This is a genomic window from Pseudomonas sp. LJDD11, from assembly GCF_024584215.1.
GTDB lineage: Bacteria > Pseudomonadota > Gammaproteobacteria > Pseudomonadales > Pseudomonadaceae > Aquipseudomonas.
Window position 1 is genome coordinate 93,866 of sequence record NZ_JANJFL010000011.1, and the last position, 14,628, is coordinate 108,493.

Annotated in this window: 13 protein-coding genes and 1 riboswitch; of the genes, 6 read left to right on the top strand and 7 right to left on the bottom strand. The window is 62.3% G+C overall.

All coding sequences use genetic code 11. The features are described 5' to 3' along the window. Positions 1–96: 96 nt before the first annotated feature. Positions 97–549, bottom strand: a complete 453-nt coding sequence (locus NRB16_RS14645) for a DUF1249 domain-containing protein (protein ID WP_045486777.1) — start codon at positions 547–549, stop codon at positions 97–99. Continuing rightward, positions 540–1,157: an NUDIX domain-containing protein gene (locus NRB16_RS14650; RefSeq protein ID WP_253140318.1), complete on the bottom strand. Its 618-nt coding sequence runs from the start codon at positions 1,155–1,157 to the stop codon at positions 540–542. The genes NRB16_RS14645 and NRB16_RS14650 overlap by 10 nt, the downstream gene beginning before the upstream one ends. Before the next feature lie 208 nt (positions 1,158–1,365). On the opposite strand from NRB16_RS14650, the gene NRB16_RS14655 reads away from it, so the two are divergent. Next, positions 1,366–2,112 (top strand): RsiV family protein, encoded by a 747-nt coding sequence (locus NRB16_RS14655; RefSeq protein WP_257106394.1) that lies wholly within the window; start codon positions 1,366–1,368, stop codon positions 2,110–2,112. Here NRB16_RS14655 and cytX read toward each other — a convergent pair. Together cytX and thiC are read right to left on the bottom strand one after the other, a co-directional pair. After that, on the bottom strand, positions 2,081–3,370 hold the full coding sequence (gene cytX, locus NRB16_RS14660; protein WP_257106395.1) for a putative hydroxymethylpyrimidine transporter CytX: 1,290 nt from the start codon (positions 3,368–3,370) through the stop codon (positions 2,081–2,083). The genes NRB16_RS14655 and cytX overlap by 32 nt on opposite strands. Positions 3,371–3,481: 111 nt before the next feature. Then, positions 3,482–5,374: a phosphomethylpyrimidine synthase ThiC gene (thiC, locus tag NRB16_RS14665; RefSeq protein ID WP_144403237.1), complete on the bottom strand. Its 1,893-nt coding sequence runs from the start codon at positions 5,372–5,374 to the stop codon at positions 3,482–3,484. 154 nt (positions 5,375–5,528) lie between these two features. Continuing rightward, positions 5,529–5,633, bottom strand: a riboswitch (TPP riboswitch). A gap of 149 nt (positions 5,634–5,782) precedes the next feature. On the opposite strand from thiC, the gene NRB16_RS14670 reads away from it, so the two are divergent. Next, entirely contained in the window at positions 5,783–7,222 is a 1,440-nt protein-coding gene (locus tag NRB16_RS14670; protein ID WP_045486768.1) for a TolC family outer membrane protein, read from the top strand. A 151-nt stretch (positions 7,223–7,373) separates the two neighbouring features. Here the strand turns inward: NRB16_RS14670 and waaA are convergent, their stop codons facing one another. Both waaA and NRB16_RS14680 read right to left on the bottom strand, forming a co-directional pair. Then, the gene (waaA, locus tag NRB16_RS14675; RefSeq protein WP_257106396.1) at positions 7,374–8,648 is read right to left on the bottom strand and encodes a lipid IV(A) 3-deoxy-D-manno-octulosonic acid transferase; all 1,275 of its coding nucleotides are present in this window, start codon (positions 8,646–8,648) and stop codon (positions 7,374–7,376) included. Between the two features lie 34 nt (positions 8,649–8,682). After that, the gene (locus tag NRB16_RS14680) at positions 8,683–9,573 is read right to left on the bottom strand and encodes a LysR family transcriptional regulator (RefSeq protein WP_257106397.1); all 891 of its coding nucleotides are present in this window, start codon (positions 9,571–9,573) and stop codon (positions 8,683–8,685) included. Between the two features lie 85 nt (positions 9,574–9,658). On the opposite strand from NRB16_RS14680, the gene NRB16_RS14685 reads away from it, so the two are divergent. The 4 genes from NRB16_RS14685 to NRB16_RS14700 all read left to right on the top strand — a co-directional run bounded on the left by NRB16_RS14685 (position 9,659) and on the right by NRB16_RS14700 (position 13,049). Beyond that, positions 9,659–9,991: a multidrug efflux SMR transporter gene (locus NRB16_RS14685; RefSeq protein WP_045486759.1), complete on the top strand. Its 333-nt coding sequence runs from the start codon at positions 9,659–9,661 to the stop codon at positions 9,989–9,991. Between the two features lie 44 nt (positions 9,992–10,035). After that, positions 10,036–11,211 carry an FAD-dependent oxidoreductase gene (locus NRB16_RS14690; RefSeq protein WP_045486756.1) on the top strand — a complete coding sequence of 392 codons (1,176 nt, stop codon included), beginning with the start codon at positions 10,036–10,038 and terminating at the stop codon, positions 11,209–11,211. Next, positions 11,208–12,023 (top strand): aldo/keto reductase, encoded by an 816-nt coding sequence (locus NRB16_RS14695; RefSeq protein ID WP_257106398.1) that lies wholly within the window; start codon positions 11,208–11,210, stop codon positions 12,021–12,023. Before NRB16_RS14690 ends, NRB16_RS14695 begins: the two co-directional genes overlap by 4 nt. A 63-nt stretch (positions 12,024–12,086) precedes the next feature. Next, on the top strand, positions 12,087–13,049 hold the full coding sequence (locus NRB16_RS14700) for a metal ABC transporter ATPase (RefSeq protein WP_253114459.1): 963 nt from the start codon (positions 12,087–12,089) through the stop codon (positions 13,047–13,049). Between the two features lie 31 nt (positions 13,050–13,080). Here the strand turns inward: NRB16_RS14700 and hldE are convergent, their stop codons facing one another. After that, positions 13,081–14,502, bottom strand: a complete 1,422-nt coding sequence (hldE, locus tag NRB16_RS14705; RefSeq protein WP_045486747.1) for a bifunctional D-glycero-beta-D-manno-heptose-7-phosphate kinase/D-glycero-beta-D-manno-heptose 1-phosphate adenylyltransferase HldE — start codon at positions 14,500–14,502, stop codon at positions 13,081–13,083. Positions 14,503–14,628 lie beyond the last annotated feature (126 nt).

A 14,628-nucleotide genomic window follows, 5' to 3' on the forward strand; every position in this document is an offset into this window, starting at 1 on the left:
ACGGAGCGCGGCAAATCTGCGAATGAGTGACGGATCACAAGACCGCGCATTGAAATGCCAGTATTGATCCGGCGCACACCCCGAGAATCGGCGGGTTCAACGCACTGCCTCATACTCATGCCCGCACGCCAGGCAGTGGCTCAGCCATTCACCGAGAAACAGGTTGAGCTGGGATTTTTCGTCTGGTTGGTGCATGTGTGCATTGGGGTACGGATAAATGCCCTGGAAGCGCCGCGCATGTTCGGCGCCGATCACTTCGGCCATGCGCGCGTCGTGATAGACCTGCACTTCCAGGCTGGGCACCGGCAGCCAAGGCAGGCTGTGCTCCTGGCGCACCTGCAAGGTGGTGGTGTACGGGCAGTCGAGCACCACTTCAAGCGTCAGCACCCCCAGCATCTGGTCGCCTTGGGTCACCGCAATCCGGCGCGAGCTTTTTTGTGTCCGCATGTCTGGCAACAAACGCATCAGGCGGGCGTAATTGGCCTCGCAGGCGGCCTGCAGCCCGGCAAGATCGACACGGTAGCGCTCGCGCAAGAGATTCACGACCATAGCCCCCTGATTTCATTGCGGTTCAAGGCCAGCCACTGGATGGCGATGATGGTTGCCGCATTCATGATCCGGCCATCAGCCACAGCCTGCAAAGCGTCGTCGAACGACCAGACCGTGACGCGGATGTCCTCCCCCTCCGACTCCAGGCCGTGCACGCCGCCGGCGCCCTGGCTGTCGCACTGCCCCAGAAACAGATGCACATACTCATCGCTGCCGCCCGGCGAAGGAAAGTACCGGGTAATCGGCCACAAGGCACTGAATTGCAGACCAGCTTCCTCTTCTGCCTCGCGATGAGCAACTTCTTCCGGTTGCTCGTCCTTGTCGATCAGACCGGCGACCATTTCAATCAGCCACGGGTTGCCGGATTTCTCGGCAGCGCCGACCCGGAACTGCTCGATCAGTACCACTTCGTCGCGCTTGGCGTCGTACGGCAGCACACAGACCGCGTCATGACGGACAAACAGTTCGCGGCTTAGTTCCCGCCCCATACCGCCATTGAACAGCTCATGGCGCAAGTACAGCTTGTCGAGTTTGTAGAACCCCTTGAAACAGGTTTCACGCCGGGTGATCTCGTAGGCCGTGGGGGTCGATCGGGTGCTCTGGGTCATGAAAGTCTCGCTGCGAAAGATTTGGCTTGGGGCCATCCTAACGCGCATCGCAGGCCTGATGCAGCCCCTTCCTTACCTGCCAGAGTAGACGCGCGGGCGTAAAGCATTTCTAATCCGTCGCGATGGCGAACCGAACACCGGTTTTGCAGTCCAATCGGCCTGGATGCGTATCGCGCAGCCGCTTATTTTGATACTGCCAAGGATCATCATGTCGTTAACGAAGATCACTGCGCTGGCTTGCCTGGCCGTCACTCTGGGTGCCTGCCAAAGCCTGTTCAAGCCCAACATGCGTGCCCCGCTGCAGGTCGAACGCGAGGCCTGGGAGCAGATCAAGCCGGGCTGCAGCAGCGCCGACTGCCCGCTGGTGAACATCGATACCGTGCATTTCCCTGACGAGCCGCGGCTCGATGCCATCGTGCAGAAAAACCTCCTGCAGATGGCCCCGACCCGCCCGGGTGCAGCGCCAGCGACGTCCCTGAAGGCCTATGAGCAGCAGTTCCTCAGCCAGTCCGAAGGCCGCAACAGCAGCTACCTGCAAGCCAAGGTACGCGAGCAGCATGACGGTATCGTGGTGATTGAACTGTCCAGCTACCTCGACAGCGGTGGTGCCCATGGTGATCCGGGCCGGGCGCTGTTCAACTATTCGCGCCAGCAGCAGAAAGTCCTGACCCTGGCCGACATGGTAGTGCCCGGCAAGGAAAACGAGTTCTGGCAAAAAGCCCAACTCGCCCACCAGGCCTGGATGGTTTCGACCAAAGCCAACGAAGACCCGCAGTTCGCCAGCACCTGGCCGTTCAAGCGCACACCTAACGTGGCATTGACCTATGGCGCGGTGATCCTCAAGTATCCGGTGACCACCATCGCGCCCTATGCCATGGGCCATATCGAGCTGAAGATTCCCTATCCGCAGCTCAATGGTGTGATCAGGCCCGAACTGTTCCCCGGTCGCGGCTGAAACCACGCCCCAGCAAAAATTGCAGGGCACCGGCAACCAGCAGGGCGGGCAACGTGGCGCCCACCTGCGGGTACAGATTGGCCAACAAGTGATAGGTGCTGACGCCGCCCAGCCAGGCCAGCAGGCTCAGACCGTACAACGCCGGCAGCGCAGCCGGCGTACGGCGGCGACGGACGATAAAATGATCGACCAGCACCACGCCGAACAGCGGTGCGAACAGCGAGCCGATCAGCAACAGAAAGCCTTCGTACTGTGCCAATGGCGCAAAACAGGCAATCAAGGTACACAGCACCCCGATTGCCAGTGCCAGGTGTTCGACCTTCAACCCCGACAACATCGCACTGGACACCGCCGCCGAATGAATATCGGCAAAGGCTTTCTCTGATTCGTCGAGCAACACCAACAGCAGCGGAATGCCCATCCCCGCGCCCGCCAGCGCCAACAGCAATGCATTGGCTTCACCGTCGGCAGCGAACGCCAGGGTGTAGGCCACGCCCAGGCTCATCAGCCAGCAGTTGCCGATGAAGTAGCCCAGCACCGTGCCGACAAAGACTGGCTTGGCCCGACGCCCAAAACGTGAATAGTCGGCGATCAACGGTAGCCACGACAGCGGCATGGCAATCGCCAGGTCCAGACCGGTGGCAAATGGCATCGAGCCATCCCCTGCCCTGGCCCACAACGCGCTCAGGTCGGCCTTGCTCAACAGGTTCCAGGTCAACCACAGGCAGGCCCCCAACAGCAGCCAGATCCCCCATTGGCGCAGAATCTTGCGCACGAAGGTCAATGGCCCGCTGACCGCCAGCAGCGTTGCCAGCCCGCCGAACAACAGCGCCCAGAGCAGTGGGCTGCTCCAAAGACCCGCAGCACCGAAGGTGCGCCCGGCCAACAGGCTGGCTGCATCGCGCATGACGATGATCTCAAACGAGCCCCAGCCAATCAGTTGCAACAGGTTGAGAACCGCCGGCAGCATCGCCCCACGCCGCCCCAGGCTGAGCTTGAGCGACGCCATCGACGACAGCCCGGTGTCAGTACCAATCACCCCGGCGCTGGCCAGTAACAGCACGCCGATCAGCGTGCCCAGCGCAATCGCCAGTAGCGCCATGGCCATGCCCAACCCCGGAGCCAGCAAGGCACCCGCTTGCAGGACCATCAGGCCGATCCCTAATGAAAACCACAGGGAAAACAGATCGCGCCCGCCGAAAACCCGTTTGTCGCCGGGGACCGGCAGGTCAGGGGAGTAAGTGCCAGGTGTGTTCACATTAACGCTCGGTAATAGAGTGGAATACGGTAGGAGCTCGCTCGCGAAGGGGCCGGTTCAGGCGATACACCATCACCACCGTCAGAGACGCCTTCGCGACCAAGGTCGCTCCTACACTTTCTGGTACAGCTGGCTGCCTTCCTGTTTGAAGCGTTCGGCCTGTTCGCGCATGCCGTCTTCCACCGCGACATCCACCGCATCAATGCGCTGGTTGGCGGCGTACTCGCGCACTTCCTGGGTGATTTTCATCGAGCAGAACTTCGGCCCGCACATCGAGCAGAAATGCGCGACCTTGGCCGACTCCTTGGGCAAGGTTTCGTCGTGATAGGCACGCGCAGTGTCCGGGTCCAGGCCGAGGTTGAACTGGTCTTCCCAGCGGAATTCGAAGCGCGCCTTGCTCAGTGCGTTGTCGCGGATCTGCGCGCCGGGGTGGCCCTTGGCGAGGTCGGCGGCATGTGCGGCGATCTTGTAGGTGATGATCCCGGTTTTCACGTCATCCTTGTTCGGCAGGCCCAGGTGTTCCTTGGGGGTGACGTAGCAGAGCATCGCGCAACCGAACCAGCCGATCATCGCCGCACCGATGCCCGAGGTGATGTGGTCGTAACCCGGCGCAATATCAGTGGTCAGCGGGCCGAGGGTATAGAACGGCGCCTCGTCGCAGCATTCCAGCTGCTTGTCCATGTTTTCCTTGATCAACTGCATTGGCACATGGCCAGGGCCTTCGATCATGGTTTGCACATCATGCTTCCAAGCGACCTTGGTCAGCTCGCCGAGGGTTTCCAGCTCACCGAACTGCGCGGCGTCGTTGGCGTCGGCAATCGAACCCGGACGCAGGCCGTCGCCCAGCGAGAAGCTGACGTCGTAGGCCTTCATGATTTCGCAAATGTCTTCGAAGTGCGTGTAGAGGAAGTTTTCCTTGTGATGCGCCAGGCACCACTTGGCCATGATCGAGCCGCCGCGGCTGACGATACCGGTGACCCGCTTGGCGGTCATCGGCACGTAGCGCAGCAGTACGCCGGCGTGGATGGTGAAGTAGTCCACGCCCTGCTCGGCCTGCTCGATCAGGGTGTCGCGGAACAAATCCCAAGTCAGGTCTTCGGCGATACCACCGACCTTTTCCAGCGCCTGATAGATCGGTACGGTGCCGATCGGCACCGGTGAGTTGCGGATGATCCACTCGCGGGTTTCATGGATATGCTTGCCGGTGGACAGGTCCATGACCGTGTCCGAGCCCCAGCGGATGCCCCAGGTCAGCTTGGCCACTTCCTCTTCGATGGACGAACCCAAAGCGCTGTTGCCAATGTTGCCGTTGATCTTCACCAGGAAGTTACGGCCGATGATCATCGGTTCCAGCTCGACGTGGTTGATGTTGGCCGGAATGATCGCCCGGCCGCGGGCGATTTCTTCACGCACGAATTCGGCGGTGATTTCCTTGGGAATACTGGCGCCGAAGCTGTGCCCGGCGTGCTGCTGCTTGAGCAACCCGGTGGCGCGGGCCTCCTGGAGTTTCATGTTTTCGCGGATGGCGACGTATTCCATCTCGGCGGTAATGATGCCCTTGCGCGCATAATGCATCTGGCTGACGTTGGCGCCCGCCTTGGCGCGGCGCGGATTGTTCACATGGGCAAACCGCAGGGCTGTCAGTTCGGCATCGTTGAGGCGCTGCTGGCCGAAATTGGAGCTCAGACCGCCCAGCCGCTCGGTGTCGTTACGCGACTCGATCCACGGCGAGCGCACATCGGCCAGGCCCTTGCGCACGTCGATGATCACATTGGGGTCGGTGTAAGGCCCGGAGGTATCGTAGACGGTGACCGGCGCGTTGATCTCGCCGCCGAAATCGGTAGGCGTCACGTCCAGACTGATCTCGCGCATCGGCACGCGGATATCCGGGCGCGAGCCCTGAACATAGATCTTCTGCGAACGGGTAAAGGGCTGGACCGAACCCGAGTCGACCTGGGCCGATTCACTCAGATGGGGGGCGTTATTGGTTTTTCTTGTCGTCATCACGGTCTCTCCTGACATCCTGCACGGATTGATTGTCGGAGTGACCTGAATGGACGGAGGGCGTCATGCATGCAATGACGCAGAGTGACGCGGCGCGAAGTGGTGCATAAATATTGAACGCACGACCCCGGACGACACTCAAGAGGACTCGCCGGGAGCGAGCAATCTTGTTCCCTACGCAGGCGTTAACCTGATCAGGTTCAACGGGATCCGGTTTAACCGATCTCAGCCTCATAGCAAGGCACCCCGACAAGAACGGCGCCAGTCTATGCCGGCTCGGGAGCGAGCGCCAGTCCCAAATGCAACACCTGCGATAAGTGGCTGAAATGGCCGAAATAGCTGATTGTTGCGCCGAACATCTGGCTCTACACTCGCCGACTGCGATCATCTTCTGGAAAAGGAACGCCCATGCTGCGCAAATTGCCGTTGGCCTTCGCCGTGTCGTATGCCTGCATTGCCCCGAGCTGGGCCACTGATGCACCACCGACGGCGTTGACCGGGCTGGTGAATGTCTATCAGCAGGCAGTGGACAACAACGCCGATCTGGCCGCCGCCCGTGCCGATTACCAGGCGCGTATCGAAGGCGTACCCCAGGCCCGTGCCGGCCTGCTGCCCAACCTCTCGGCCAGCGCCCAGAACAGCAGCACCCGCACCAGCATCGACCAGCCCAAGGCCACCGCCACCCGCAGCGGCACCCTGTACCAGGCAACCCTGAGCCAGCCGCTGTTCCGCGCTGATCGCTGGTTCCAGCTACAGGCGGCCGAGGCGGTTAACGAACAGGCCGCGCTGGAGCTGTCAGCCAATGAACAGAACCTGATCCTGCAATCGGCGCAGAGCTATTTCGGTGTCTTGCGCGCCCAGGACAATCTGGCGACTGCCAAAGCCGAGGAGTCGGCGTTCCGGCGCCAGCTTGATCAGGCCAATGAGCGCTTTGACGTCGGCCTGTCGGACAAGACCGATGTGCTGCAATCCCAGGCCAGCTACGACAGCTCACGGGCCAACCGCCTGATCGCCCAGCGTCAGGTGGACGATGCCTTCCAGGCCTTGGTGACGCTGACCAATCGCCAATACAGCGCGATCGAAGGCATTGTTCACAGCCTGCCGGTGCTGCCGCCGTCACCCAACGACGCCAAGGCCTGGGTCGACACCGCCGCCTTACAAAACCTCGACCTGCTGGCCAGTAACCACGCCGTCGATGCTGCACAACAGACGCTGCGCCAACGCAAGGCCGGGCATGCGCCGACCGTGGATGCTGTCGCCACCTGGCAACGCGGCGATAACGATCTGCAAGGGTTTTCCAACCCCAATTACACGGGCACCAACTACAGCGGCGATGTCGAACAACGCACAGTGGGTCTGCAGGTCAATATCCCGCTGTACAGCGGCGGTCTGACCAGCTCCCAGGTACGGGAGGCCTATGCGCGCCTGAGCCAGAGTGAACAGCGCCGCGAAAGCCTGCGCCGCCAGGTGGTGGAGAACACCCGCAATCTGCATCGTGCGGTGAATACCGACGTGGAACAGGTGCAGGCGCGCAAGCAGTCGATCATCTCCAACCAGAGTGCGCTGGAAGCGACGGAGATTGGTTATCAGGTGGGCACCCGTAATATCGTCGATGTGCTCGATGCCCAGCGTCAGTTGTATGCGTCGGTGCGTGACTACAACAACACGCGCTATGACTACATCATCGACAGCTTGCGCTTGAAGCAGGCGGCCGGGACGTTGAACCCTGGTGACTTGCAGGATTTGGCGCGCTATCTGAAGCCTGACTACAACCCGGACCGGGATTTTCTGCCACCGGACCTGGCGGCCGAGGCGCGCAAGAACTTTGAGCGGCCGGCCAAGCGTTGAATATGTCGTAGGAGCTCGCCCGCCGCCTCGGCGCCCCGCTGTCGCGTAGCAAACACGGACCTCGTAGGACCGGCTTTAGCCGGGAAGCCTTCGCGGCTGAAGCCGCTCCTACAGGATCTCGTGTTTGCTGTACGACCGCGCGGCACGTCCCCTAGGCCACCAACCGATCAATCAACGCCAATAGCCGCTGCAAGGCGCCCTGGTTGGCTTTCATCACCTGCAAACCGGCCTCGGCCATGCGGCGGGCCTGGTCGGGCTGCTCGAACAGGTGCTGTACGGCCTTGGCCAGTGCGGCGGGGTCGCTGGCTTGCTGCAGGGCGCCGGCGGTGCGCAGCATGGCGGCGATTTCCAGGAAGTTGAACAGGTGCGGGCCGCTGAGTACCGGTTTGCCCAGCGCGGCCGGTTCCAGCAGGTTGTGACCGCCATTGGGCACCAGGCTGCCGCCGACAAAGGCGCAGTCGGCCAGTGCATAGAGAAACAGCAGCTCGCCCATGGTGTCGCCCAACAGCACGGTGGTCGTGGCGGTCACCGGCTGGCCGCTGGAGCGCCGGACCGTGTCGAAACCTTGCTGGCGGCACAGCTCGTGCACGCTGTCGAAACGCTCGGGGTGGCGCGGGACCAGGATCAGCAAGGCCTGCGGGTGGCTGGCGAGCAATTGGCGATGGGCCGCCAGGATGCTCTCGTCTTCGCCCGCGTGGGTACTGGCGGCGATCCATACCGGCCGGGCCGTGGCCTGCCATTGCTCGCGTAAGTGCGCAGCCTGTACCGGCAACTGTGGGTCGATGGTCAAGTCGAACTTGATCGAACCGGTGACCGTCACGCATTCGGGCCGCGCGCCTAGGTCACGAAAGCGCTGGGCTTCGGCCTCTGTCTGTACGGCAAAGCCGTTCATTTCTGCCAGCATCGGCCGGGTCAGGCCGGCAAACCGTGCATAACCCCGTGCCGAACGTTCGGACAGCCGGGCATTGGCCAACACCACCGGGATACCGCGTCGCGCGCACTGGTGAATATGGTTGGGCCACAGCTCCGTCTCCATGATGATGCCCAGCCGCGGCCGTACATGGTCCAGAAACCGTCCTGCCGCCCACGGCAGGTCATAGGGCAGGTAGCAGTGCTGAATCCGCGGCTCATTGGCGAACAGCGCCTGAATCCGCTCGGAACCGGTGGGCGTCATGCAGGTCAGGGTGATGGTCTGCTGCGGGTACGCCTTGAGCAGCGCCCGGACCATCGGCGCAGCAGCAATGCTCTCGCCCACCGACACCGCATGCACCCAGATCCCGCCCTGGCGCATCGGCGGCAGACCGAAGGCAAAGCGTTCTTTGATACGCCGGGCATAAGCAGGCGCCTTGCGCGAACGCAGGAACAGGCGCAGCGCAACCAGCGGCAGGCCCAGGTGAAACAGCAGGGTATAGAGAGTTCTGTTCATGGCGGCGAAGTTTACAAGGATCCGGGGTCGATGATCAGCCAATCGCCTGCAAATGCACCGCAAAGCGCTCGGCCAGCCACTTTGCCGCCGGCCCCAGCGGTGTATCGCGACGCCAGGCCAGTTCCACCACCAGCGCTGGCGGGCGCCATTCGCTGGGCAGTTCGACCATCTGGCTCTGGTAGGTGGGGTATTGCACCACGTGCCGGGGCAGCCAGGCCCAGCCCAGACCGCGCATCAGCAGTTCGGCCATGGCGTAGAAGCTGTCAGCCCGCCAGACCTGAGAACTGAGCGCCTCGCCGCCGGGGTAGTCGCTTTGCTGGGCGGTGATCAGCAGTTGCCGGTGACGGGCCAGTTGCTGACAGGTTACCCAGCGCTCTTTGGCCAGCGGGTGATCAACCGCACAGACCGTGACCATTTCCACGCTGCCCAGCGAACGGCGTTCCAGTGAGGCTGGCACATCGTCATGGCTGAAGAACAGGCCGATATCGGCCCGCCGTTCGACCAGCTTGCGGGCCACATCGCCTTGGGCACCGCTGGCCAGTTGCACTTGCAGGAAAGGAAAGCGGGTGGCCAGCCCATCGAGGCTGTCGATCACCGGTTGATGGGGCATGGCTTCGTCCTGGGCGATGCGCAACAACGCTTCCTGGCCGCGCATCAATGCAAGCGCGTGGCCATCCAGCCGCTCGCAGTGGCGCAGCAGTTCACGCACATCCTCCAGCAGCGCTTGACCATGTTCGGTCAAACTCGGCTGGCGACCGCTACTGCGCTCGAACAGGCTGACACCAAGGTCTTGCTCAAGCAGAGCAATCGCACTGCTGACGGCCGATTGCGCCTTGCGCTGCTCGCGAGCCACGGCCGAGAACGAGCGTAACTCGGCGACGCGGGCGAACAGGCGCATCTGTTCCAGATCCCATTGTCCTGCCATCAACCTATCTCCATAACAGATAGGTAATGACTTTACCCCATCCATGGACATTCTAGAATGCGCGCCACTGAACAGGAGTCCGCCCATGAATGCCTATTACCTGCTGGCCATTGCCATTTGCGCCGAAGTTGTCGCCACCACCTCGATGAAAGCCGTCAAGGGCCTGAGCGCCCCACTGCCGCTGCTGTTGGTCATCTGTGGCTATACCGTCGCGTTCTGGATGCTGATCATCGTGGTACGCACCATTCCGGTGGGGGTGACCTATGCCATATGGTCGGGCATGGGCATCGTGCTGGTGAGCATCGCCGCGCTGTTCATCTACGGCCAGAAGCTCGACTTGCCAGCGGTACTGGGCATGGGCCTGATCGTGCTTGGCGTGGTAGTGATCCAGTTGTTCTCGAAAACCGCAGGGCACTGATAACCCCCTATAATGGCCGGCATCGTTTACGCCATGAGGTGCCCATGCCATCTGTTATCTCCACCGACGTCCTTATTGTGGGCGGCGGGGTCGCCGGTCTCTGGCTCAACGCCCGCCTGCGCGGTCAGGGCTTTGCCACTGTGCTGGTGGAAAACGCCAGCCTCGGCGGCGGGCAGAGTCTCAAGTCGCAGGGCATCATTCATGGCGGTGCCAAATATGCGCTGCACGGAGCCCTGACCGGCGCTTCGGAAGCCATCGCCGATATGCCGCGGCGCTGGCGCGAAGCTCTGGCCGGTAATGGCGAGCTTGATCTGGCCGGTGTCAGGTTGTTGTCCGAAGCCCACTACCTGTGGTCGCCGGGCACCCTGGCCGGCAACCTCACCAGCTTTTTTGCCAGCAAGGCGGTGCGTGGCCGCGTCGATCAGGTCAAGGGCAATGAATTGCCCCCCGCTCTGCAACACCCGAAATTCAAAGGCAAGGTTTACCGTCTGGCCGAACTGGTGGTGGATGTGCCGAGCCTGATCGAACGCCTGGCGCAACTGGCCGGCGATAGCCTGCTGGCCGGCCAGCAGATTGAACCGCTGCTGGCCGATGGGCAACTGGTCGGCCTGCGGGTGGATGGCCGCGACATTCAGGCCCAGCGCATTGTGCTCAGTGCCGGTGCAGGGACTGCCGACCTGCTGCAAACATTGAGCATCAACCAGCCGAAAATGCAGCGTCGTCCATTGCACATGGTGCTGGCCAAGGGCGCGGCCCTCAAGCCACTGTTCGCTCACTGCCTGGGCGGAGGCCCCAAGCCACGCATCACCGTCACCACCCACCCAGCCGCCGATGGCCAGAATGTCTGGTATCTGGGCGGTGATATTGCCGAAGCCGACGGTGTCGCCCGCGAGCCGGCAGCGCAGATCGCTGCAGCCCGGGAAGAGCTGCACAAGCTACTGCCGTGGATCGATCTGGATCAGGTGCAGTGGGCCACGCTGCGGGTCGACCGCGCCGAGCCAGAACAATCAGGGCTGGTCCGCCCCGACAACGCCTTCGTCGCTGAGCAGGGCCGTTTGCTGGTCGGCTGGCCGACCAAGCTGGCCCTGGCGCCAGACTTCGCCGACCGGGTCCTCGCCGCGCTGAGCAAGGACGGCATCCAGCCAACCGCGCAGCCTGCGGCCAATGACCTGCCCAAGCCGCCACTGGCCATACCTGTCTGGGATCAACTGCTGCCATGACCTTACCGACTTTGCATGAACTGCACCGCCCGCTGGGCAGCACTGGCCTGAACGTTTCGCCGTTGGGCCTGGGCACCGTAAAACTGGGCCGCGACCAAGGGGTCAAGTACCCCAACGGTTTCAGCATCCCCGATGACCAGGCAGCGGCCAGCCTGCTGCGCCAGGCACGCGAGCTGGGCATCAACCTGATCGACACCGCTCCGGCCTATGGCACCAGTGAGCAGCGTCTTGGTCCGCTGCTGCGCGGCCAGCGTCACGACTGGGTGATTGTCAGCAAGGTGGGTGAGGAGTTCGACAACGGCCAGTCGCACCATGACTTCAGCGCAGCGCACACCCGGCTCTCGGTCGAGCGCAGCCTGAAACGTCTGGAAACCGATTTTATCGACCTGGTGCTGGTGCATTCCGACGGCAATGATCTGGCGATTCTCAACGACAGCGAGGTCTACCCGACCCTGGCCGAACTCAAGCGCGAAGGCAAAATCCGCCACTTCGGCTTTTCTGGCAAAACCGTCCAGGGCGGCCTGCTGGCGTTGCGTGACGGCGACTGCGCAATGGTGACCTATAACTTCAACGAGCAGACCGAAAAGCCGGTTCTGGACTACGCTGCGGCGCACGGCAAAGCAATTTTGGTGAAAAAAGCGCTGGCCAGCGGTCATATCTGTCTGGAACCCGGTGTCGACCCGGTGCGCACCAGTTTTGAACTGTTATTTGCGCATCCGGGCGTTGCCAGTGCCATCGTCGGGACCATCAATCCCGTCCATCTGGCGCACAACGTTGCCAGCGCTGCCGCCGTGATTCGCCGTCAGCGCTGATTGCAGGAGGCCGACCCCAACGCACGGATGCCCTGATGTGGCATACCATAAGAAGGAGCCGAGATGCCGCATACCCTGATAAGGAAAAACCCCAGCAACTTCAAGACTCTGGCGCTATTCGTCGAGGCCACACCCGAGGCGCTGAGCTATGAAAGCATCGGCATGCCGCTCAACTTTGCCCAGACCCTGCAACGCCGGCGCAAGGTCGAAGTGGCGGATACCGAACGTTTTGCCATCGAACTGGCCAATCTCGGGGTCTCGGTACGCCTGACCATCACCTGGCAGAACCGGGATTATTGGGTGCTGGTGCGGCAAAAGCGCAAGGACCGTGGCGATGTGGTGCTCAAGCTGATTTCCGGCTATGTCCCGGCCCACGAAATGAGCCTGCCGCTGCATACCGCCATTCAGGAAGTCGCAGAGGAATGCCTGATCGAGACGCCACAGGGCTGGCTGAGCGGGCGTTATCAGGACACCTGGCTGCCTGCACCTTATGCAGCGGCTCTGCACTACCGCGAAGCCATGCCGTTTCTGCTCAGCCCGCTGTCGGGCGCGGCCAAACCGGTGCGTTGCGGCAACCTGGCGCTGCTTGAACGACCGCGTGCCTATGTGCACCTGCCCACCGCATCACTGCAACTGATTTACGACCTGCGCCTGGAGATCCCCAGGGATGCCAGGCCGCTCAGTCTGTTTCATGTCGACGAGACGCTTGAAGACGAGTACCTGGTCGCACGCCTGAACCGCAAGAAGCCCGACCTGTACCTGATGCCGCTGGAGAACGGCGAGCCGTTGCCCGAACTGTATACCCTCAAGCAAGACCGGCTGGTGCCGGTCAGTACCCGCGGTTTGCATCTGGCGGAAAGTTTTGCCCGCCAGGAAGGCTGGGTGGTACGCGAAGAGCGGATTCGCTGGAAGGACTGGCTGCGCCAACAAGGGCTGACGCCACCGGAAAAAAGCGGCGGTCTGAAACAGTTGACCGGCAAAGCCAAGGCGCTGCTGGACCGCGCCCGTTCCAGGCTGGGTAAGTGACGGCTGCACGCATCAGCGTGCAGCCACAAACTTATTGCTGGCGGATTTTCTCGACGATGGCGGTGGTGGAGCTGTTTTCCACCAGACCCAGCACCTTCACTTCACCGCCATTGGCGCGCACGATGTCGGCACCCACCACCTGATCGACGCTGTAGTCGCCGCCCTTGACCAGCACATCGGGTTTGATGTGACTGAGCAGGTTCTCAGGAGTGCCTTCCGGGAAGCTGATCACCCAGTCCACTGCGCCGAGCCCGGCCAGTACCGCCATGCGCCGGTCGACACTGTTGATCGGCCGGCCCGGTCCTTTCAGACGACTGACCGAAGCGTCGTCGTTGATCGCCACGATCAAGCGATCGCCCTGGGCGCGGGCCTGCTCCAGATAGGTCACGTGACCGGCATGCAGGATGTCGAAGCAGCCATTGGTGAACACGATCTTCTCGTTGTGCGCACGGGCGTCCTCGACCGCCAGCAGCAGTTGCTCAAGACCCAGTACACCGCGCTCGGTGCCTTCTTCGCGCTGAATGGCGCGGCGCAGCTCCGGGGCACTGATCGCGGCGGTCCCCAGCTTGCCGACCACGATACTGGCTGCCAGGTTGGCCAGCCCCACGGCGTGGGGCAAGTCTTCACCGGCAGCCAGGGCGGCGGCCAGGGTGGAGATCACCGTATCACCGGCACCGGTCACATCGAATACTTCACGAGCCCGGGCCGGCAGATGCAGCGCCGGCTGGTCGGCGCGCAACAGGGTCATGCCATGCTCGCCACGGGTCACCAGCAAAGCGCCAAGGTCCAGCGCCTGCAACAGCTCAGCACCTTTGCTGACCAGGTCGTTCTCGTCACGGCAGTGGCCAACAATAGCTTCGAACTCGCTGAGGTTCGGGGTGATCAGGCTGGCGCCGCGATAGATCGAGAAATCCTTGCCCTTGGGGTCGGCCAGCACCGCGATGCCGCGCTCGCGGGCAGATTTGATCAGGACCTGGTGGTTCTTCAGCGCGCCCTTGCCATAGTCGGACAGCACCAGCACTTTGACGCCGTCGAGCAATGTATCGACCTCGACACTCAGGGCCAGCGCGTCAGTGGCGAAGGGCTCTTCGAAATCAATGCGCAGCAATTGCTGATGACGGCTCATGACCCGCAACTTGACGATGGTCGGCTGGTGGGCAATGCGCTGGAAACGCGCCCGGACACCGGCAGCCTTGAGGCTGTTGTCCAGGCTCTCGGCGGCCTCGTCCTCGCCAGTCACACCGACCAGCGAGGCCGGTGCACCGAGGGCTGCGATGTTCAACGCGACGTTGGCAGCACCGCCGGGCCGGTCTTCGATCTGGTCGACCTTGACCACCGGCACGGGCGCCTCGGGAGAAATGCGCGAGGTACCACCATGCCAGTAACGGTCGAGCATGACATCACCCACCACCAGGACAGGCGCTTGATCGAAACGCGGCATGGATAACTTCATATGAGCGACCTTGGCAGAACTGAACAAGGGGCGAATCTTAGCACAGGGGCCACTACGAACAGCTTGCGGCGCTGTCGCAGAAGATTGCCGGTTGACGGTGAAAAGCCTGGCAGGTTCAGTGAACCC